General features: G+C 42.4%; 20 protein-coding genes. 10 read left to right on the forward strand and 10 right to left on the reverse strand.

Annotated elements, in window-relative coordinates:
• The first annotated feature begins 20 nt into the window (after positions 1–20).
• Together DABAL43B_RS08310 and DABAL43B_RS08315 are read left to right on the forward strand one after the other, a co-directional pair.
• Entirely contained in the window at positions 21–374 is a 354-nt protein-coding gene (locus DABAL43B_RS08310; RefSeq protein ID WP_079691927.1) for a hypothetical protein, read from the forward strand.
• Entirely contained in the window at positions 371–727 is a 357-nt protein-coding gene (locus DABAL43B_RS08315) for a TusE/DsrC/DsvC family sulfur relay protein (RefSeq protein WP_079691928.1), read from the forward strand. The genes DABAL43B_RS08310 and DABAL43B_RS08315 overlap by 4 nt, the downstream gene beginning before the upstream one ends.
• A gap of 100 nt (positions 728–827) precedes the next feature.
• On the opposite strand, the gene DABAL43B_RS08320 is transcribed toward DABAL43B_RS08315, so the two are convergent.
• Positions 828–1,391 (reverse strand): tRNA (cytidine(34)-2'-O)-methyltransferase, encoded by a 564-nt coding sequence (locus DABAL43B_RS08320; RefSeq protein WP_079691929.1) that lies wholly within the window; start codon positions 1,389–1,391, stop codon positions 828–830.
• Positions 1,392–1,648: 257 nt separating this feature from the next.
• On the opposite strand from DABAL43B_RS08320, the gene DABAL43B_RS08325 reads away from it, so the two are divergent.
• Positions 1,649–1,789 carry an entericidin A/B family lipoprotein gene (locus DABAL43B_RS08325; protein WP_037025595.1) on the forward strand — a complete coding sequence of 47 codons (141 nt, stop codon included), beginning with the start codon at positions 1,649–1,651 and terminating at the stop codon, positions 1,787–1,789.
• Positions 1,790–1,926: 137 nt separating this feature from the next.
• Here the strand turns inward: DABAL43B_RS08325 and hemW are convergent, their stop codons facing one another.
• Positions 1,927–3,234 (reverse strand): radical SAM family heme chaperone HemW, encoded by a 1,308-nt coding sequence (gene hemW / locus DABAL43B_RS08330; RefSeq protein ID WP_079691930.1) that lies wholly within the window; start codon positions 3,232–3,234, stop codon positions 1,927–1,929.
• Positions 3,235–3,463: 229 nt separating this feature from the next.
• On the opposite strand from hemW, the gene DABAL43B_RS08335 reads away from it, so the two are divergent.
• The 4 genes from DABAL43B_RS08335 to accC all read left to right on the forward strand — a co-directional run bounded on the left by DABAL43B_RS08335 (position 3,464) and on the right by accC (position 7,878).
• A complete protein-coding gene (locus DABAL43B_RS08335) occupies positions 3,464–3,958 on the forward strand; it encodes an EVE domain-containing protein (RefSeq protein ID WP_079691931.1) in 495 nt (164 codons plus the stop codon).
• A 345-nt stretch (positions 3,959–4,303) separates the two neighbouring features.
• Entirely contained in the window at positions 4,304–5,671 is a 1,368-nt protein-coding gene (locus tag DABAL43B_RS08340) for an MATE family efflux transporter (RefSeq protein ID WP_079691932.1), read from the forward strand.
• A 263-nt stretch (positions 5,672–5,934) separates the two neighbouring features.
• Entirely contained in the window at positions 5,935–6,363 is a 429-nt protein-coding gene (accB, locus tag DABAL43B_RS08345; RefSeq protein WP_079691933.1) for an acetyl-CoA carboxylase biotin carboxyl carrier protein, read from the forward strand.
• Positions 6,364–6,516: 153 nt separating this feature from the next.
• Positions 6,517–7,878 carry an acetyl-CoA carboxylase biotin carboxylase subunit gene (gene accC / locus DABAL43B_RS08350; protein WP_079691934.1) on the forward strand — a complete coding sequence of 454 codons (1,362 nt, stop codon included), beginning with the start codon at positions 6,517–6,519 and terminating at the stop codon, positions 7,876–7,878.
• A gap of 111 nt (positions 7,879–7,989) precedes the next feature.
• Here accC and DABAL43B_RS08355 read toward each other — a convergent pair whose 3' ends face one another.
• Positions 7,990–8,604, reverse strand: coding sequence for a hypothetical protein (locus DABAL43B_RS08355; protein ID WP_079691935.1), 615 nt, complete (start codon positions 8,602–8,604; stop codon positions 7,990–7,992).
• A gap of 253 nt (positions 8,605–8,857) precedes the next feature.
• Positions 8,858–10,651, reverse strand: coding sequence for a 2-isopropylmalate synthase (gene leuA / locus DABAL43B_RS08360; protein WP_079691936.1), 1,794 nt, complete (start codon positions 10,649–10,651; stop codon positions 8,858–8,860).
• A gap of 243 nt (positions 10,652–10,894) precedes the next feature.
• Here leuA and DABAL43B_RS08365 point away from each other — a divergent pair, with 243 nt between their 5' ends.
• Complete coding sequence (locus DABAL43B_RS08365) at positions 10,895–11,383, forward strand: Lrp/AsnC family transcriptional regulator (RefSeq protein WP_079691937.1); 489 nt, start codon at positions 10,895–10,897, stop codon at positions 11,381–11,383.
• On the opposite strand, the gene DABAL43B_RS08370 is transcribed toward DABAL43B_RS08365, so the two are convergent.
• From DABAL43B_RS08370 to DABAL43B_RS08390, 5 genes are all read right to left on the reverse strand, one after another.
• The gene (locus DABAL43B_RS08370; RefSeq protein ID WP_079691938.1) at positions 11,380–12,639 is read right to left on the reverse strand and encodes a YbfB/YjiJ family MFS transporter; all 1,260 of its coding nucleotides are present in this window, start codon (positions 12,637–12,639) and stop codon (positions 11,380–11,382) included. The genes DABAL43B_RS08365 and DABAL43B_RS08370 overlap by 4 nt on opposite strands.
• A 106-nt stretch (positions 12,640–12,745) precedes the next feature.
• Positions 12,746–14,101, reverse strand: a complete 1,356-nt coding sequence (locus tag DABAL43B_RS08375; RefSeq protein WP_079691939.1) for an ABC1 kinase family protein — start codon at positions 14,099–14,101, stop codon at positions 12,746–12,748.
• 75 nt (positions 14,102–14,176) lie between these two features.
• On the reverse strand, positions 14,177–14,974 hold the full coding sequence (locus tag DABAL43B_RS08380) for a HesA/MoeB/ThiF family protein (protein ID WP_079691940.1): 798 nt from the start codon (positions 14,972–14,974) through the stop codon (positions 14,177–14,179).
• 59 nt (positions 14,975–15,033) lie between these two features.
• On the reverse strand, positions 15,034–15,939 hold the full coding sequence (gene prmC / locus DABAL43B_RS08385; RefSeq protein ID WP_079691941.1) for a peptide chain release factor N(5)-glutamine methyltransferase: 906 nt from the start codon (positions 15,937–15,939) through the stop codon (positions 15,034–15,036).
• Between the two features lie 48 nt (positions 15,940–15,987).
• Entirely contained in the window at positions 15,988–17,646 is a 1,659-nt protein-coding gene (locus tag DABAL43B_RS08390) for an AmpG family muropeptide MFS transporter (RefSeq protein ID WP_079691942.1), read from the reverse strand.
• Positions 17,647–18,207: 561 nt separating this feature from the next.
• On the opposite strand from DABAL43B_RS08390, the gene DABAL43B_RS08395 reads away from it, so the two are divergent.
• Positions 18,208–19,137 (forward strand): LysR substrate-binding domain-containing protein, encoded by a 930-nt coding sequence (locus DABAL43B_RS08395; protein ID WP_079691943.1) that lies wholly within the window; start codon positions 18,208–18,210, stop codon positions 19,135–19,137.
• A 122-nt stretch (positions 19,138–19,259) separates the two neighbouring features.
• On the opposite strand, the gene DABAL43B_RS08400 is transcribed toward DABAL43B_RS08395, so the two are convergent.
• Positions 19,260–19,466 (reverse strand): TOBE domain-containing protein, encoded by a 207-nt coding sequence (locus DABAL43B_RS08400; protein WP_079691944.1) that lies wholly within the window; start codon positions 19,464–19,466, stop codon positions 19,260–19,262.
• A 405-nt stretch (positions 19,467–19,871) separates the two neighbouring features.
• Here DABAL43B_RS08400 and DABAL43B_RS08405 point away from each other — a divergent pair, with 405 nt between their 5' ends.
• Positions 19,872–20,873 (forward strand): LLM class flavin-dependent oxidoreductase, encoded by a 1,002-nt coding sequence (locus DABAL43B_RS08405; protein WP_079691945.1) that lies wholly within the window; start codon positions 19,872–19,874, stop codon positions 20,871–20,873.
• The last annotated feature ends 44 nt before the right edge of the window (positions 20,874–20,917 follow it).

Consider the following 20,917-nt stretch of genomic DNA (forward strand, 5'->3'; position numbering starts at 1 on the left):
GTAAGCAATCGGACACGACTATGGCAACTTTATATCAATTACATAGCACTATGGATACGCTCAGACGCAGCACAGAACAAATGGCGTTGACATGGCGTGCTGGTGACAGCATCCTCTTATTAGGCACAACCGTCGCTTTTATTGATTGGTTCAATGCGTATTTGGGTGATATCGAAGAAATCGAAATGGAAGATATAGCTGGTATCTACGCCCTCGCTGAAGATGTGGCGCAGCTCAATCAGAATACAACAGCAAAACTCAATCTCAGCGCCAAATTAACTGGTATTTTGAGCGATAATGAATGGGTTGCGATGACCCAAGATACTAACTTAGATGATGCTAAGTTTGATAAAGTGATAACGATTGCCTTATGAGTACTTCTAGCACCTCTACCATTCCCTCTGCTACAGCAATCGACGTAGCCTTAGACCAAGATGGTCATTTATGCGACCACACTGTTTGGACGCCTGCTATTGCACAGCAGTTAGCCAATACATTGGACGTAGATTTAGATGCTGAGCATTTAGCAGTGTTGCAACAAGTACGCGCGTTTTTTGTCAAGTTTAATCATGCCCCAGCCACACGCCCGCTGATTAAATGGCTCCAAAAAACCTTACCTGAGGACGATATCAGCAATCAAAAACTACAGCAGCTATTTAATACCGGCTTGGTCGCCCGCCATGTCAATCGCCTTGCTGGACTACCTAAACCCCCTAACTGTTTATAGTAAAGCAAGTTAAGACAAAGCAAGCTAAATTTTTATAGTGAACGGCTTTCTTATATCGTTTAAACATCTGATTACTAAAGCTTTAGGGCTAATAGAGCCGCTACTTTGGGTCGTAGACCGTTAGCGTCTCATAACCGATACTGCGACCTTCATCACCAGTAAAACCTTGCTGCCGCCATACCTCATACAAGCATATTGCCACGCTATTAGACAAATTCAAACTGCGCGAATCAGCCAGCATTGGCAGTCGCAACCAATTATCCGCACCAATATTCTCACGTATATCCTCTGCCAACCCTGCCGTCTCAGAACCAAAAACCAGCGCAATATTGGCTGGCGATTTCAAAACCGTATCTGAGCTGTCAGCTACTTGCCCACTAAAATCATAATCATAGAATGGTGTGCTCAATTTGGTCGTTAGCGCTGTAATGATATGACAACCAGCAGCTTGCAATGCCTGTTTGGTCATCGCCCAATCGTCGTGTACTTGCAAATGGGCATACTCATGATAATCCAATCCTGCGCGGCGTAACTTCTTATCGTCCAGCTCAAACCCTAATGGCCTGACTAAATGCAGTTGTGCCCCACTATTAGCGCATAAACGAATAATATTACCGGTATTGCTGGGCATCTTTGGCGCTACCAGCACGATATGAATGGTCATACTGACTCCGTAAGTGGTTAAAGTTTTATTATTTAGGCTTATATATCAAGCGTAATCAAAAGTTACAGTTTACTGCCGATAATTACATTTTGATACTGTGCACCGATTTTAACTTTGATTATGATGGCTGTAATGGATAACGAGATAATTTAAACACATTGTTATCGTATCCTATAACCCTTCAGTGAGGCTTAAGTAAACTGCTTAGCATCACTGTTGTTATTTATAATCACCCATTTATTTTTGAGGAAATTGTTATGAAAAAGCTAATCATTGCATCTTTAACGGCTATGTTTGTATTAACTGGTTGCAACACTTTTAAAGGTCTAGGTCAAGACGTATCTAGCGCTGGCGATGCTGTAACTGGCGGTGCACAAGACGTACAAAATAAAATCTAAGTACTAACTTTGTTAGACTTAATTTTAAGAGGCTTATCATTCGGTAAGCCTCTTTTTTTATTTTAATGTTCGCTTACTGAATTATTGTAGTCTATTCGAAGAAATCAAAGCTTTCAGTATAATATGACAAAATGATATTACAAAAACTCTCTTAAAATCTGATTGAGGTATCTTCTGCCCAATGCGGTCGGCTGTAACTGTTCAGCATCATCCATCAGTAAGCCTTGTTTTATTAATTTATTAACTTGTATAGCAATGCTGTCATAGCTCAGCCCTGTGCGAGCCTCAAATAACGACCATGCCACACCAGCATGCAAACGCAACGCATTCAGCATAAACTCACTAACCAGTTCATCACTGGCAATCGTCTGCCAGCCCACCATTTTTGGTGACTCTTCAGTTGTTTCATTGTGGTGAGGCGCGTCTTGATAGTCCATATAATCTTTCGGCATTCGTGATTTGCTAAAGCGATAAATACCCGCCTCTGCCAACTTTTCACTAGCCACTTCGCTAATGGTTATTTTTTCAGCAGCGGAGTTATTCACAGTTACTTTACCATGCGCGCCTGCACCAATCGCTAAATAGTCACCAAACTGCCAATAGTTGACGTTATGACGGCACGGCTTATCTGACGCGCCAGCCCACGCCGACACCTCATAATTGTGGTAGCCTAAATTTTGTAGTAATGTCTGACCCGCCTGTTCAATATCAGCTAAGCTATCCTCATCGGGTAAGATTGGTTGACTGCGATAAAAGACCGTATTAGGCTCAATGGTCAGCTGATACCAAGATATATGGGTCGCTCCGGCATCATGTGCTGTCTGGATATCGTTTATTGCTTCATTCAAGGTTTGCTGCGGTAGACCATGCATCAAATCAACATTGACGCGCTCAAACCCAGCCGCACGAGCTGCTTTAATCGCTGATAATGCTTGTTTGGGATCGTGAATACGCCCCAATGTTGTTAGCTGCTCGGCAGAAAAGCTTTGTACACCGATAGACAGACGATTGATGCCTACATCTAAATATTCAGCAAAGGGTGCATGCTCAAGGGTGCCTGGATTGGCTTCCATGGTGATTTCAATATCATTGGCAAAATTAAAACATGTCCGCAATCCAGAAAATAAGCGCCGATACTGCGCCATAGGAAGTAGCGACGGTGTGCCACCACCGATAAATATCGAGCTGATTTCTCGCCCTTGGGTTAATGACTGCTGCGCTGCGGCATCGAGTAATAGCGCATCGACGTACTCGTCATACATGGACAACTGACTGTCAATCGGTAGCTCATGCGAATTAAAATCACAGTAAGGACATTTTTTCACACACCACGGAATGTGGATATACAGCGCCAATGGAATGTCGCTTACTTCTATCGCACTAGCAGTAGAATGATTAAAAGCGCTCAGATTGTTGGAAAAGTTAACAGATTTGATATTTGACATAATCGGTCTATCTATAAATGAGTAACAGCTATCAGTAGCAGAAAGTATCGCTAGGATAACGGCTAAGCGTCCGAAAAAAAAGGGTATCTTAAATAAAAGCGTATCAATAACAAAACCAGTAACAAATACTCATGTCAACGGCGTTCTATTACAGGCAAAATATCTAACAACCACTATTACTACATAAAACGATAATGAATGATAAGCAATCATTAAAAGGATAAAGACAATGGCCTATTGGCTTATAAAATCCAATCCAAAATGTTTTAATATAAAAGACCTACAACGCGCAGGAACAGAGATGTGGGATGGCGTACGTAACTACCGCGCCCGTAACTTTATGCGTGATGATATGAAAGCAGGCGATAAAGCATTTTTTTACCACTCAAGTGCCAGACCTTCTGGCGTCGCTGGTATCGTGACCATCAGCAAAGCAGGCTACGCTGACACGACCCAGTTTCATCCTGAACATCGGCACTATGATCCCAAAGCGACTGAAGATGAGCCGCGCTGGTATATGGTAGATGTGACTTTTGAGCAGGCGTTTACCGATATACTGCCACTATCAGAGCTTAAATTTTTGCCTGCGCTTGAGGATTCTTTATTACTCAGAAAAGGCTGTGAGCAATTAACCGTCCTTCCGCTTGAACCCAAGCACTGGCACGCGATTATGGATATGGCTGAAACGCTTGATCTGATAGCGGATGAGATGGATTCCATCTAACTGCTAATGCGTCGATCATAAACATCAAAATGTTAGGAAAAACCATAAATGAAATTCATCAAACGCCTCTAAAACATTGACATCATACTCTTGCTTCTTTACCATTATCTCTACTTATGACCTGTTAATTCATTATTTGAATTGACGGGTTATTTTTATTTTAGCGTCATCGATTTTATTTACATACTCTGCCTGCATATTCTTGTTAAGAAGGGGCTTGCTCATATTATTTATCGGAGTATTATCGTCGGCACGACTCCTACCTTACTGTCTCGCTATTGATTTATTGATGGCAGTATTTGCTCATCAATAATAATTACCGCAAAGAATAAAAAGTTGCTCATTATGTTTTTCCCATTATCTTTTAGAGATTTTAAAAGCTACAGCTTACGCCTAGGCGTGCTCGCGCTTCCCATCTTAATTACCCAATTTTGCCAAGCTGCGCTTGGTGTCGTCGATGCCATTATGGCCGGTCAAGTCTCCGCGCTCGATTTGGCTGCTGTGGCCGTTGGCTCCGGTATTTGGCTGCCTCTGTTTTTATTAGCCACCGGCATTTTAATTGCCACCACGCCTCTTATTGGTGAGGCAATTGGTCAAAATAAACATAACCAAGTACCCCATATCACCCAGCAATCTTTATGGGCGGCTAGCGTAATTGGTATTTTGGGCTTTATTATTGTAAATTTAGCACCAAATATCCTTGGCATCATGGGCGTCCCTGAAAATATCCAACCGATAGCGACGCAGTATTTACATGGCGTATCATTTGGCTTTCCTGCTATGGCCATGTATGCCGTGCTACGCAGTTATTGCGAAGCGCTTGGGCGTCCTGAACCAGTAACTGTTATTAGCATCATTGGTCTGCTCGCAGATATTCCGCTTAACTATATCTTTATCCATGGCTTGTTTGGAATGCCCGAGATGGGCGGTGCCGGCTGCGGGGTCGCAACTGCAATCGTATTATGGATAAACGTCTTATTGCTTGCTGCTTATACCAGCTTCACTAAACGTCAGCAATTTGCCAGCACTCGCTTTTTTTATGGTTTTGCCAGCCCCAATCGTGCACAAATAAAGAAACTACTGAAACTTGGTATTCCTATTGGTATCTCTATCTTTTTTGAAGCAAGCTTATTTAGCTTAGGTGCGCTGGTTATTAGTCCATTAGGTGCGCTGGCAACAGCGTCGCATCAAGTGGCATTATCAGTGACCTCGCAGCTGTTTATGATACCCATATCGGTCGCTATGGCACTGACAATCATGATATCCAATCGCTTCGGTGAAAAAAACCTCTTGGCATTACGTCAAGTGCAAGCCACGGGTCTCATATGGACAGTGATCATTGCCTTCGCTTGTATGCTCGGTGTCTGGTTATTTAGACCACAATTGGCAGCAGCTTTCACCGACAATCCAATCGTACGAGCACAAGCCATGCACTTACTTATTTTTGCACTGGCTTATCAGTTATTTGATGGCTGGCAAGTTAATGTGGCTGGTATATTGCGCGGTATGCAAGACACGACTGTACCAATGTGGGTCACGCTGTTTTGTTATTGGATAGTTGCTCTACCGCTTGGCGTTTACTTAGTACGCTTCACGGATCTTGGCCCGCAGGGTTTTTGGATGGCATTAATTACTGGGCTATTTTTATCCTCTATCTTACTTACATTGCGTCTGCTCTATCAACAAAAGCGCTTGACGGCGATGTGGGGCTGATTATTAGGTACTATTTATCCAAACCTATTATACAAACCTAGTATCTGTTAATCATGACTAGCGCTACTTAACCACATAGACTATGATAAATCATTAAGCATTTCTTACTCGAAAGAGTGCTTACGTCATAATATGTAAAAAAATTCAGTTAACAACTGTACATCGATTGCTCATTGCCGTGAATATAGGTATCATTAGCAATTATCTACACAATATTTAGTTACACTATTTTCTCGAATTTAGTACAAGGCAAAATTAAAATTATGGATATTGAAAAAATACGCACCCTAATCGCCCTCATGGAAGAAAGTGAACTGGTGAATTTAGAAATCAGCTCAGATGATGAACACATCAGTTTAACTCGTCACTATGATGCGCCAGCACCAACGATGATGGCCGCTCCTACTGCCGGCGCTGCCCCTATTGCAACTGAAGCAAAAGCAGCCGTCAAAGCTGGTAGCGTTGAGACGTCGCCGATGGTTGGTGTTTATTATTCAGCCCCTAGCCCTAATGATCCGCCATTTATTAAGGTGGGACAAAAAGTACAAGCTGGTGATACGCTTGGCATTATTGAAGCGATGAAAATCATGAATCCTCTTGAAGCGACTCAAAGTGGTGTCATTGACGAAATCTTAGTCAATAACTCTGACGTTGTGCAGTTTGGCCAACCTATCGTCCGCTATAAAGCGTAACGATATTCGCCACACTCTACTTCGTTATGATTGAGATTCGCTATCATTCATACGGCAACGTAACTTGAGTTCGCTTAATTTACCGTAGCTAAATTCTATGATGCCAAAGATAGCGACTCTATCAATAAACGCCGCTCCGACAAGGATGACCCCATGATAAAAAAACTGCTCATCGCCAATAGAGGTGAGATTGCCCTACGTATCGTTCGAGCTTGCAAAGCCCTTGGTATTGAAACCGTAGGCGTCTACTCTACGGCTGATGCAAACTTGATGCACTTGCGCTTTGTTGATGAAGCCATCTGTATTGGTAAACCTAACGCCAATCAAAGCTATCTTGATATTAATACTATCTTGACGGCGGCTGAGATATCAGGTGCGGACGCTATTCATCCCGGTTATGGGTTTTTGGCTGAAAATGCTGAATTCGCTGAGCGCGTCGAAGAAGCAGGGTTGACCTTCGTTGGACCTAACGCTGATCATATTCGTTTGATGGGTAATAAAGTCTCTGCTATTAATGCCATGAAAAAAGCAGGTGTACCAACCGTACCGGGCTCTGTAGGTGCTGTCACGCTTCATAATGCCGAAGAGCAAGCGCGCAATATTGGTTTTCCGTTATTAATTAAAGCAGCTTCTGGTGGCGGTGGTCGCGGTATGCGTGTCGTTGAGCGCTTTGAAGAAGTGATCGGTCAAGTACAAGCGGCAAAACAAGAAGCTGAGCTGTGGTTTGGCGACGATACTGTGTATATGGAACGTTATCTACAAAATCCGCGCCATGTTGAAGTGCAAGTACTTGGCGACGGTAACGGTAACGCCATCCATCTCTATGATCGCGATTGTTCATTACAACGTCGCCATCAAAAGGTATTAGAAGAAGCGCCAGCCCCTGACATCCCTGATGATGTTCGTCAGCCAATATTGGAAGCCTGCGTCAAAGCATGTCAGCTAGTCAAGTATCGCGGTGCTGGAACGTTTGAGTTTTTATTTGAAAATAATGAATACTTCTTTATTGAGATGAATACTCGTGTTCAGGTTGAGCATCCTGTTACCGAAATGATTACGGGTATCGACGTGGTAGTCGAGCAATTAAAAATTGCTGCAGGTTACGGTCTGTCCTATCGTCAAAGTGAGATTGAGATTCAAGGTCATGCTATTGAATGCCGTATCAATGCTGAAGATCCGACCACATTTATGCCTTCACCAGGTACGGTCACGCAATTGTTTGCACCAAGTGGCGCCGGCGTGCGTTTTGACTCTCATCTTTACCCTGGTTATGAGATTCCAAGCTATTATGATTCATTGATTGGTAAGCTCATCTGTCATGGTCAGACACGCCAGCAAGCGATCTCTAAAACGCTACATGCACTTGATGAGTTGGTTATTGAAGGTATCAAAACCAATATCCCCATGCATCGTGATGTGATTTTGGCAGATAAAAACTTTATTGAAGAAGCACAAAATATTCATTATCTTGAAAGAGAAATGCTAACTGCCAATAAAGCAAAAGCAGATTCATAATCTGCTGAAATGTCTTGATTGATAAAAAACCGCTATCTGTCAGATAGCGGTTTTTTAATGCAGACCAATTAAGATTGTTATAAATGGTGCTATTTAACGAAAAAAACCTTATTAGGGCAAAATTCTTTTGAAGTTCATAAAGCATTTTGTACCATCAGGGTCAGCACACCACTGCATCTGATTACCATCATGGTTTAAAAAGGCAATCAGCGCCTCATCAGTCTGGTCTACCTGATTGCCTGAGCAATCTACCTCATTGTTATCATATACCGTCTTGATAGCAATAATGGGTAACCCTTCTTCACGGTGCGTGACTAAGTAGCGACCGTACGTACGCTCTTTGCCACTTACCGACCACATCTCATTGTCAGCAGCAAAATTATATAGCTCACGGCATTGATTTGATTTCGCTGCAGAGGCCATAAATTTTTTACTGGTATTCGGCTGAATATTAATAATACGCTTTTCATTTTGTGTCAGTAGCCCCTCACCTGCACTTATTTTAGGCTCGTCACTTTCTATATTTTTTACGTCTTTTAGTGCCGCTTGTCTAGCTTCAGCTTCTTTGGTCATCGTGATATTATTATTTAGATCGATTTCCCACTGTCCAGCAATCGCAGGACTGATATGGGTGGTAATAGTCGGCTTACTAACTACTTCGCCATTTACTGGCAGTGACGCTAAAATAGCTGCTAATGAAAATGAAGCAAATGAGATAGGTTCCATAATTAACCTTTTTATTTATAGTATTATAATAATGAGATATGTGTACATTAGCGTAAGTCTTAGTCACTAAAAACACAAGTAACATTATGCTATTAAAGCTTTAACGCCTATCTGATAAGCGTCACAGTAGCACATAAATTAATGAGTCTTAAAAAATTAAAAAAAATAACGTCATGGCTCTGATTTACTAATCGCAACGAGTCATGACGTTATGGAATCCAATATTAAAATTGGATGCTTAAGTATTTAGATGTTAAGCGGCGGATGTACTAACTGCTTGGGCAAAGGCTGATAATGCCCCTTTAAGCATCGCTGATACGGTGCTGCTGCAAGTACCGATACCTGAATAAACCTCACCATCAACATTTAGCTGAATATAAGCCGCAGCGTTGGCATTAGTTTTGTTATCACTGTTGGTATCATCGTCGATGCCATCAACGCTATTGTGCTGCGGATTAATCGCGTGCTCAGCGTAGTTAATGACATGTATTGACTTACCGGTATGCTGAGCAAGTCCATCAATAAATGAAGATAGTGGACCGTTACCTGTTCCATCAATAGTAATAGTTTCGCCATTCATCTGTACTTGGCCGTTAAAGTAAACTTCACCACCTTTATTATTGACGCTGTAATCTAATAACTCAAAGCTACCTTGCTGTAAGTAAGTGTTTTCAAAGGTTTGTAAGATTTCATCATTTTGTAGTTCACGGGCAGCCGTTTCAGCTTGATGCTGTACCACACGGCTAAAGTCAATTTGCATCCAGCGCGGTAGATTGAAACCATAATTGCGTTGAAGAATATAAGCGACACCACCTTTCCCAGATTGGCTATTGATACGTACCACATCCTGATAACTGCGACCAATATGCGCTGGATCAATCGGTAAATAAGCGACATCCCAAACGTTTTCGGTCTGCTCGATATGTTTCTCATTATAATCAAGGCATTTTTTGATAGCGTCTTGATGAGAGCCACTAAAGGCAGTAAATACCAATTCACCAACATACGGATGGCGTGGGTGTACTGGTAAGTTATTGCACTCGCTAACCACCTGCACAATCTCACTCATGTTACTAAAATCAAGCTCAGGATCGATACCTTGGCTAAACAAGTTCATCGCCATGACCATGATATCCATGTTGCCGGTACGCTCACCATTGCCTAAAAGCGTGCCTTCGATACGATCAGCGCCAGCAAGCACCCCTAGCTCAGCAGCAGCCACTGCACAGCCACGGTCATTATGAGTATGCAAACTGATCGTCACATGCTCACGCTTGGCAAGGTTACGGCAAAAATACTCGACTTGGTCAGCAAATACGTTAGGCGTTGACGCTTCAACAGTCGCTGGCAAGTTTAAAATCACCTCTTGACCATGTTCAGGCTTCCAAACATCACAAACGGCATCACAGACCTCGACGGCATATTCAGTCTCAGTTTGGCTAAAGCTCTCAGGTGAATACTGGAATACCCACTCTGTTTCTGGATATTTGGCAGCATATTCAACCAATAATTTAGCACCAGTAATGGCAATCTCTTTAATCTCAGCTTTATCCTTGCCGTATACTTTTTCACGTTGGATGCGGCATGTTGAGTTATAGACGTGAACGATGGCACGCTTGGCACCTTTCAATGACTCAAAAGTACGGGCAATCAAATGCTCACGAGCTTGCACCAACACTTGCAAGGTCACATCATCTGGCACATGATTTTCTTCGATCAATTTACGGGCAAAATCAAACTCAACTTGCGCAGCCGATGGAAAACCAATCTCAATTTCTTTAAAGCCTACGCCAACTAGAGTCTTAAAAAAGCGCATTTTTTGTTCAATAGTCATCGGATCAATTAAGGCTTGGTTACCGTCACGCAGATCTACACTTGCCCATATTGGCGATTTCTCAAGCGTTTTACTCGGCCATGTGCGATCTGGTAGCGAAGGCGCAAATGCAAAAGGACGATACTTTTTATAATCGAACGCGGCATGTTTTGGCGTTACTGTCGCAGGTGCGGCAGGCGCAGCTTGTATGGTGCGTGTGGCTTGTTCAGACATGATCAATCCTTAGATGAGATGGCAGTTTATATTTCTAACAAATTATATTTTTGGTAAATAAGTTTAGTAAATGAGCTAATAAATCAGATTTTATGATACGAGATAATATGAGTTTATGCCATTATAATAACAAAGTTAATAAAGTGAAAAGCTGTTTTATTTTACATATATTGCTATTATTTTAGTGATAAACGCTATCATCATGGATATAATTGTATTAATCCACCAATTATTGAATAATATATGCTAAATAGCCATTCCAACAGCCAGTTGCCGACTGATATCGATGAGACGGACAGACAGCTATTACGCTTATTACAGACCCAAGCACGCATGAGTATTACTGAGCTTGCTGAGCGCGTTAATCTATCTGCGACACCCTGTGCGCGCCGTATTAAATGCTTGGAAGATAGCGGTGTTATTACCGGCTATCATACTCAAACCGATGCACAAAAACTGGGCTATCCCTTAGCTGTATTCATCGCCATCAGTATGGATCGACATACCGCTGATCGCTTTGAGCAGTTTGAGCGTAAAGTTCAAAGCTTCGATGAAGTGATGAGCTGTAGCATCGTCACCGGTCGTACAGAAGATTACTTAATTAAAGTACGCGTACGCGATATGGCCCATTATGAGGAGTTTTTATTACATCGGCTGAATCGTATCGAAGGCGTGGCTCAAGTGCATACCAGTTTTGAGCTACGTGAAGTGTTTAACCGCAGCGTGGTTTAAGTGGTCGTTCTTTGCTCTGGTTGGGATTGACGACGAAAGAAGTACACTAAAACCAATCCTATCAATAGTCCTATAGCAGCGACCAATAATCCAGCATTAAAATTATCATTTTTCCCAGCCAGTGCCACCGTTACCAGTGGTCCTATGAATTGCCCGAGCGCATAGGCCAAAGTCGCCAGTCCCATCAATAAGTTAGAATAAGCAGGATTGATATTTTTAATCAAAATGAGCGTCATTGAGACCATACCAACAAAGGTTAATCCTAAAATAACGGCATTACCATATAAGCCAATAGCCCCATCAAACCATATAGGTAAATACATGCCAAACGCTTGTAGTAACGTTAAGCCCATTAAAGTTTTGGTCTCGCCAATTCGCTTGGCAAGTGCGCCCCAAATAGGGTTTGATAGCATTGCAAAAACACCAACAACCAGCCAAATTAGTAGTCCAGCATAGGTTTGTGTCGTTAAGCGCTGAGCTGCCATCACCGGCAAAAAAGTGGCAGAAGTAATATAACCAAAGCCTGCAAGCACATAGCTTGCCGACAATAATATAATAGGCTTGGTATGGCCAGCCGCTGCCTCGTATAGAGAGCGCTTAAAATTAAAATAGGTTTGGCAAATTGAGGATATTTGATTGTTATTTGGCTGAGAAGCACTAAGACTGGTTGGACGTATGGCATAAAGCAACCATAATAGCGGTAGACTAATGATACCTGCCACCAGCCAAATCACATCGAAATGGTAGCCAAGCGTTAATAACCACCACGTCAGTATGGCAGAAGCGCTAATGCCAACACCAATACCGGCATAATGCAATGCTGAAAGTACAGAGCGGCGCTCGTCACTAAAGCTCTGAATCACTAACGATGAGCTCAAAATCATCGCTACACCGCTTGCGATACCAGAAAACAGCCGAATGACATACCATAGCTTTAATGACATATTCGGTACAACCAATAGCATTGTCGTGATGACACTGACTATCGTCCACACTATCAGCATTTGCCATGTCAAACGATGCGGCACAAACATCGCAATGAGCGCGCCAATAAAATAACCACTATAATTGACCGATGCTAGCCAGCCAGCAATAGTTGTTGATAGCGATAATTGAATCATAATATCAGGTAAGGTGGCGGTAAATAAAAACCGTCCAAACCCCATCACTACTGCTAAACAATACAGACCTATCCAAGCGATGGCCGTTTCATTAGTGATGATAATAAAAGCACGACTTTTGAGAGCAGTCATCATGACGGAGCCATTTTGTGGCAATGAGCACACAATCCTTTGTGTTAAAAGCAATCAAAAGCAGTGATAAACCGTTAATTTGAAAAAGTATTAAATACGGTATTGAATCCTACAAGACATCCAGCGTTGGAGGATTCGCTTGATCAAATGTCTCTGCTTGTCCTAGCATCTGTACGCGCTGATCGCTAAACATATCCATATCAGGCGCAAGCGTACGCATAAAACGATCAAAATATAACATCTGCTTGGTCAATAAGGCAAAATCGCGTGGGAAATGAATACCATGGCGCTTGCCGACGTCGACAATCTCAAGCATCATTGTATTGAGCTCGTCAGCCTGCTCTTTGGTATTAAAAGGGATACCGCTGGTAAAGGCCTTGTCTTCTGCCATGATACTTTTCATCATACGCTGCAAATCGTTACCTAATGCCACCACATCAACCTGATTACCACCATGGGTCATTTCCATGTCAATCATATGATGCGCCATTGCTTGGTAGTTATTGTCCTGCATTGCTTGCATCATACCCATGCACGCACGCCAGCTCTCAGCCTTTAGCTTACCGACGATACCGAAATCTAAAAAGCCAATGCGTCCATCGGTCAATAGCATCAAGTTACCCGCGTGCAAATCGGCATGGAAGCTATTACACAACATGAGGCTTGCAAACCAGGTATTTAGCGTATCCGCCATCACTTGTGCTGGATCAGTACAATACTGACGCATCAAAGTTTCATCCACCATTGAGACACCGTATAAGCGACTCATGGTCAGTACACGCTTGGTAGTGTGCGTTTCATATACTTTTGGCGCCACTACGCGTGTATTACCTGATACTGCCAAAAACTGCTGAAAGTCGCGAATGTTTTGTGCCTCAGCGATAAAGTCTGTCTCAGCAAGCATACGTAGACGAATTTCATCAATAATTGGCGCAATACTGGCAAACCTCATCGAAGGCATCAGCAGTTCAACTAACTTAGTCACGCCATGCAATACGCCTAAATCCGTCTGCATGATGGTTTCAACGCCAGGCTTCTGCACCTTTAAGACAACTTCATCACCATTATGCAAACGCGCAGCATGGACTTGAGCAATAGAAGCTGACGCTAGCGGCTTTGAGTCGATATGCGCAAACGTATCTTTAAGCGTTAACCCATTAACGGCTAGCTCTTCCTTTAATACTTGTTCAATATAAGCATAGGATAGCGGCGTTGTTTGATCCAAACAGCTTTGGAACGCTTGCACATAATCACGGGGAAATAATGACGGTGTACTGGCAATAAACTGGCCTATCTTGATATAAGTCGTGCCCAATTGCTCAAAGGTTTCTTTTAGCAGCATAGCATCAGGTTTTTCGCCCTTTGCCACTCTAAGTGCGGACAGACCAGCAACACTTGCCGTTTGACGAACACGGTTAACGACATTAAAGGTATGCTTTAATAAATGCGGACGATGAATTTTCATAAAAAACAACTATGGTCATAAAAAGGATGTTTGAGAATGGATAATAATAAGCGATAAAAGCTAAACCGTTACCAATCAATGCTGGCCGTTACAGACGGGACATTCTGCATCTTTACGATAGCCCATCAGCCGTTGCTGCATCTGGCTACCATCCCATATCAGTAGCTTATTTGTCAGTGGATTTTTGGTTAAGCCCAGATATTGTAGCGCCGCATTGGCCTGCAAATTGCCCATGATAGCAGTGGTACTAGCGAGCACACCTGAGTTGGCGCAGGTACGCTCGTCTGCCGCGGCATCCAGCACCACTGAACCAAACACGCAATGATAGCACCCCGTATTTAGATGCGGCTCAAACAATGCCAACTGCCCTTGCATGGCTATTGCGGATGCAGACAACAGTGGAATCTGATAACGAACGCTGATACGATTGATGACATCGCGGGTGGCAAAATTATCGGTACAATCTAACAGCAAATCTGGCTTACCAGACGCCATATCTAGAAGATCATAAGCATTATCTTCACTCAAACGAGCAACCGTACCGCGAGCACTAATAAAAGGGTTAATTTTGGTTAGCATATGTGCTGCTGTCAGCGCTTTCGGCTTGCCAATATCCTGAGGTAAAAACAGCGTTTGGCGTTGTAGATTGCTGGCTTCAATCTCATCATCATCAATAAGATGAATATGTCCCAGTCCTGCGCGCACTAAGGTCTCAGAAGCTGGGCAACCAAGCCCACCTGCGCCTATCATTATGACGCGCGCAGACTTTAAACGTAATTGCGCATCGATATCCCAGCCATCGAGCAGTATCTGCCGCGCATAACGCAGCAGCTCTTCATCTAGCAACTGCACTGTTTCTAAAGAGTGCGCCATATTTGTCACCAAAACCCATCACTAAAATTTAGTATTAAAATTATTTTGCAAAAAACCAACTACGATAGTTGACCCAAAGTCACTCTATCATTACCACCAAAATCTTTAATGGTTTTTATATCAGCAAAGCTATTACCAGCAAATAACTGACGAACTGCTAGTCCTTGGTCGAAACCATGCTCAATTGCTAGTAGACCACCTACTTTTAGATATTTTGATGCCTGCTTAATTATATGTTCAATATCAGCTAAGCCATGATTGGGCGCGCTTAAGGCACTGATAGGCTCAGCAATTAAGCGTAACAAATGCTCATCCGCTTCATCGATATAAGGCGGATTTGAGACAATCACATCAAATAAATCATCGTCATGAGTAGACAGCGCGTCATACCAGCTGCTTTGTACAAACTCAATATTTACACCATTACTTACGGCATTTTCTTGAGCAATTTTTAGCGCCTCCGTCGAGAAATCAACCGCCACCACTTGCCAGTTTGCTTGTTTTAACTTATGGGCAATTTTCAACTCGTGCGCAAGGCTAATGGCAATACAACCAGAACCGGTGCCCAAATCTAATAAGCGTTTGTTTTCAATACCATCTGACTGCTCAACAGGCTGCGCGTTTATCCATGCCAGCACTTGCTCAACCAACACTTCAGTATCCGGTCTGGGTATGAGGGTATGCTCATTCACTTTAAAGTCAAGCGACCAGAACTCCTGCTGACCTGTCAAATAAGCCAGTGGTGTGCCCTGCTGCATTTGAGTTATGCCAGTATTAAACTGTGCAAACTCACGCTCGATCAACTGATAGGCGTCATCTGTCATCAAGAACAGCGCTGGTTTATCGATAACATGCAGCAACCAATCCGTGATCCAAAACGGCGGAACCGCTAAGTCTTTAGCTGTTTGCGCGGCTTGCTGTTTAATTTGCTGTATTGTTATGTCTTGTGCTTTAGGCGCTGTCATAAATAATTCTTAATAATTATATGAATTTTCTTTATTATAAGCCGCACCCTATTCTGACGCACGCGGTGGCTCATTCGTATCGGCTAAGTTAGGGTTGGCTTTGGTTAACTCAACACCTTTATTACCCCTACCGCTATTATCACCGCCATCGCCATAGATATCATCGTTATCGCCAATGACGATATACTTATCAACATAATAAATCAGTGCAAGAATGGGAATACCAATTAAAAAGGTAAACATAAAGAAGAACGGATAACTGGTACTATCAACGATAGCGCCTGAGTAACCGCCTATTACTTTTGGTAGTAGTACCATGAGCGATGAAAATATCGAATACTGTACCGCAGTGAATTTTACAGAAGTGAGCGCTGATAAAAAAGCAATAAACACAGCACTAGCAAGACCAGCAGCGAGATTATCTAAAATCACCGCAAGATACATATAAGGCAGGCTACCAGGATGATAAGTCAGCAATATAAACAGTAAATTCGTCACACAAGCAAGGATAGCGCCGACCATCATAGCGCGCATGATACGCATTTTTTGCGCCAATATACCGCCCAAAAAACCACCAGCGATAGCCATAACCACACCAACGAGCTTGACCGCATTGGCGATGTCCACTTTGGTAAATTGCATGTCTTGATAAAATACGTTTGAGATAACCCCTGCAACGATATCAGAGATGCGATAAAGTCCAATCAACGCTAACAATAATAAGGCTTTCATGCCATAACGACGAAAGAAATCCACTATAGGCTCAATCCAAGTGGTATAAGCAAACTCCTGCTTTACTAGCTTGGCTTTGACCAAGCAGTAGCCGATGAATAAGGCTGCTGCTAGACTCATAAGCATACGTATGACTTGGACTAAAAATTTTGAAAATACGTCTTCAGTCTCAGGTAATATTAACCCTGCATTGGCAAAAACAAACACAAACCCTACTATGGATATAGCAAAGACAAGTACCAAGCGCATATAATCAGACGTTTTACGTTCGACGACTACTTTCTGGCTTATGGGCTCATGTATTATCAACGTAGTAATAATACCAACACCCATAACACCTGCCATAATCCAGTAAGTATTACGCCACGCCTCATAACTGTACAGTGCCTCGGTCGAACCAAAATAATCTGCTAAATATAACGCCCCTGCTCCTGCCACTATCATGCCGATACGATAGCCTGTCACGTACATGGCAGACAGTACCGCTTGCAGATTTGGCGGAGCCAGCTCAATCCGATAAGCATCAATGACGATATCTTGTGTCGCTGATGAGAACCCTAATAACACCGCACCTACTGCCATCAATACTAAGCTACCCTCAACAGCAGGGTTGACGTTTGCCATCATGCAAATCGCTATGATAATCAAAATTTGCGACACTAAAATCCAGCTTCGACGGCGACCCAACCATTTGGTCAAAAAAGGCACAGGTAATGCATCTATTAATGGCGACCAAATAAACTTAAAGGCATAGCCTAATGCTGCCCAACTAAACATGGTAACGACAGTACGGTCAATACCCGCTTCACGCAGCCATAACGAGAGGCTGGAGAAAATAAGTAAGATAGGTATGCCAGCGACAAAGCCCAAAAACAGCATGATAATCGCTCGACGATCGAGATAAGCTTTTAGGCTTTCACTTAGTGATTTTTTGGCGACAGGAGGCTTAGGCGGTATAGATTTGACAGCAGACATAATAACTCACCAACACTTGAGATAAAGAACACAACTGCGCACAATTTTTATCAATCATTTTTTATTAATCGTTTGTTATTAATAATCAGAATCGCCGAATTATCGACACAGTAAATAATTAGCAGTGACAACCAGGATCGATAAAAATTGCTTAACGTTGCACAAATACAGCTATTACAACAAAATTGAATTATGGTACTTGAGAACGCCTACCTTGACTAGAGATTTTTGCACTAACTTATCTATCGCAGGTATCAGCACCAATTTATGTTTCACAGTCGTAACGTGCTGTATCCTAACCTTGCGTTAATATTCGATTTTCTACTTACTTTTGTTGTTTTCGCTACATCCATTTACACAGACCCAATTTATATAAGGCCAAATTGTAAACCACCGTTATTCATAGCACCCTTTCTATATTCCAAATAAACATAAATAGATTACTATTAAGTATATACAAGAATAAACACTTTGTTTTACACTAGCTGCTTATTGAATATTTGTACGTTTTTATTTTTATATACAGACAAGGTTTGTATATTTATACAATAGGGTCAAGTGATGGCAATCGACGTAGTGGTTAATCAGCGGCATCTGCAAATTCAACTCAAGCAGTTGGAGACGGTGTGGCATACAGTAATCAATGGCTATAACTTAAGTCAAGCAGCAAACGTGCTGCATACCAGTCAATCAAGTCTATCAAAGCATATTGCTGCGCTTGAAAATCAGCTCAAAACCGAAGTATTTGTTCGGCAAGGCAAACGATTAACCGGACTTACGACGATGGGCACCGCGCTCATGCCACATATTGAGTCTATCTTTGCTGAAATTCGTACGATTGAAAATTTAAGCCTCGATTTTAACAATCCAAATGTTGGTACATTGACGATTGCCACGACTCATACTCAGGCACGTTATGTATTACCAGAAGTCGTTAAAGCGTTTAAAGAGCGCTTTCCTAAGGTTAATCTAATCCTACAACAGGCAGATCCTGAAACCATCGCACAAATGGTGATACGCGGGCAAGCCGATATTGGCATTGCAACCGAGTCTTTACTGCACAATAACTATCTGCGCTGCTATCGCTATTACGACTGGACACATCGCGTCATCGTACCAAGCGATCATGAGCTTGCAGGGCTAACATCTATCGACTTGCCAACCCTTGCCAGCTATCCGATCGTGACTTACCACGGCGGCTTTACAGGGCGCGGCGCTATTGACAAAACCTTTAGCGACGCAGGTCTTGAGCCGGATATTGTACTGGCCGCACTTGATGCCGATGTCATTAGCACCTATGTTGGCTTGGGTTTAGGTATTGGTATTATCGCGGAGATGGCTTTTGAGCCGAGCCATTATCAGAATCTAACGGCCATTCCAGTCGATCATTTTGGGCGCTTTACCAGTTGGATGGCGGTACGTGACGATGCAGAAATTCGTCAATATGGACGTGCCTTTATGGAGCTGTGTCAAAAGCAGTTTAGCCAATAAGACATATAACATGTAAATTTTAAGAAAGCTAAAAAGTGAGTCAAAAAAGCACCCAAGATTAAAACCTTGAGTGCTTTTTTATAGTTTTTTTTAAATACTAATAAGCTACTGTAAGTGCTGAGTTATTCTTTACCAACCATGATACTACTGGCTTTGATAATAGCGACTACTTCATCTCCGATACTCAAATTCAAACTTTCTGAAGATCCTGTCGTGATACTAGAAACAACTTCTACACCATTTACGTCTATAACCACTTCTGTAGACACAGGTCCCGTTTTAATTTCTTTTACCGTACCTTTAAGCTGGTTTCTTGCTGAAATATTCATGTAGTTACCTTTCACAATGAGTCATTATAATTTTTAAAAATCTAATATCAATCGTGCATTCGAAGCAAAAATTAATCAGTCTTTAATTCGAATGGATATGACTATACTCTTAGTCGTTACCTTCTGTCAAAAATAGGCAGCGTCTCAGTGCTTTTAAAATATTTAGGCGTTATTAAATGGTGAGATTTGTTACCAATATAAATATGCGCTTTATATCTCGTTTAATCACCCCATTATAGGAGATGTGAATCATTCAGCACCTGTTTCATTCTTAGTAGATTGCAAAAAAGCTCCTAACAACGAAACAGATTTCAAAATAAAAATATCCGCTAAATATTATAACCACATGATTCTATAATAAATAATACTACCATCAACCATATGGTATCTAAAAATAGGTGATTTATGAGTAACCACATTCCCTTATCCTTCTTGGACTTAGCCCCCGTTCCTACTGGCAAAACCATCGCTGAAGGTATTGCCCAAACGGTTGAGATAGCGCAGCAGGCTGAAAAATCTGGCTTAAACCGCTATTGGATGGCAGAGCATCATAATATGCCGGGCATTGCTAGCGCAGCGACCTCGGTATTGCTGTCGCATATTGGTGCTAAGACCAAGCATATACGCATTGGCGCAGGCGGCGTGATGTTGCCAAACCATGCACCGCTTGTTATTGCTGAGCAGTTTGGTACTTTGCAAGCTTTATATGGCGACCGTGTGGATTTAGGCTTGGGACGCGCGCCTGGTACAGATGGTGCTACTTTTCAGGCTTTACGTCGGCAGATGCAAGATGCTGACCGCTTTCCACAAGATGTTCAAGAATTGATGTACTTTTTGGGGAATGGCACAGATGATAGCCCTGTACAGGCATTTCCGGGTGCAAAATCTAATATCCCAATTTGGATATTGGGTTCTTCATTATTTGGTGCGACCTTAGCGGCGCATTTGGGATTACCGTATGTGTTTGCCTCGCACTTTGCGCCGCAAATGCTTGGACAAGCCATCACAGCTTATCGTGAACAATTTAGACCATCAGCTTATTTAGAGAAGCCTTACGTCATGCTAGCGGCAAATTTATTGCTTGCGGACGATGATGCCACCGCCCATTATCACTTTACTTCAGCACAGCAGAGTTTTGTGCGCTTGCGCCGTGGTGAAATGGGTCAAATGCCAAAGCCAACCCATGATATGGATAGTATCTGGAGCCCTGCTGAGAAAATGATGGTCGATAGCGCTTTGTCGGTGTCGTTTATCGGCTCTGTTGAAACCGTCAAGCCAAAGCTTGCGGCGTTTCTTGCTACCTATCAACCAGATGAGCTGATTGTCACTGCTAACGTCTATGATCAGGCAGCACGTTTGCGCTCACTTGAACTTACAGCTCAGCTAAATTTGTTTACTTTACAATAGATCATTAGGCTCGCATAATTATAGATAAACTTTAATGGGATTAC

This window comes from Psychrobacter sp. DAB_AL43B (assembly GCF_900168255.1).
In the GTDB taxonomy this organism is placed as follows: Bacteria; Pseudomonadota; Gammaproteobacteria; order Pseudomonadales; family Moraxellaceae; genus Psychrobacter.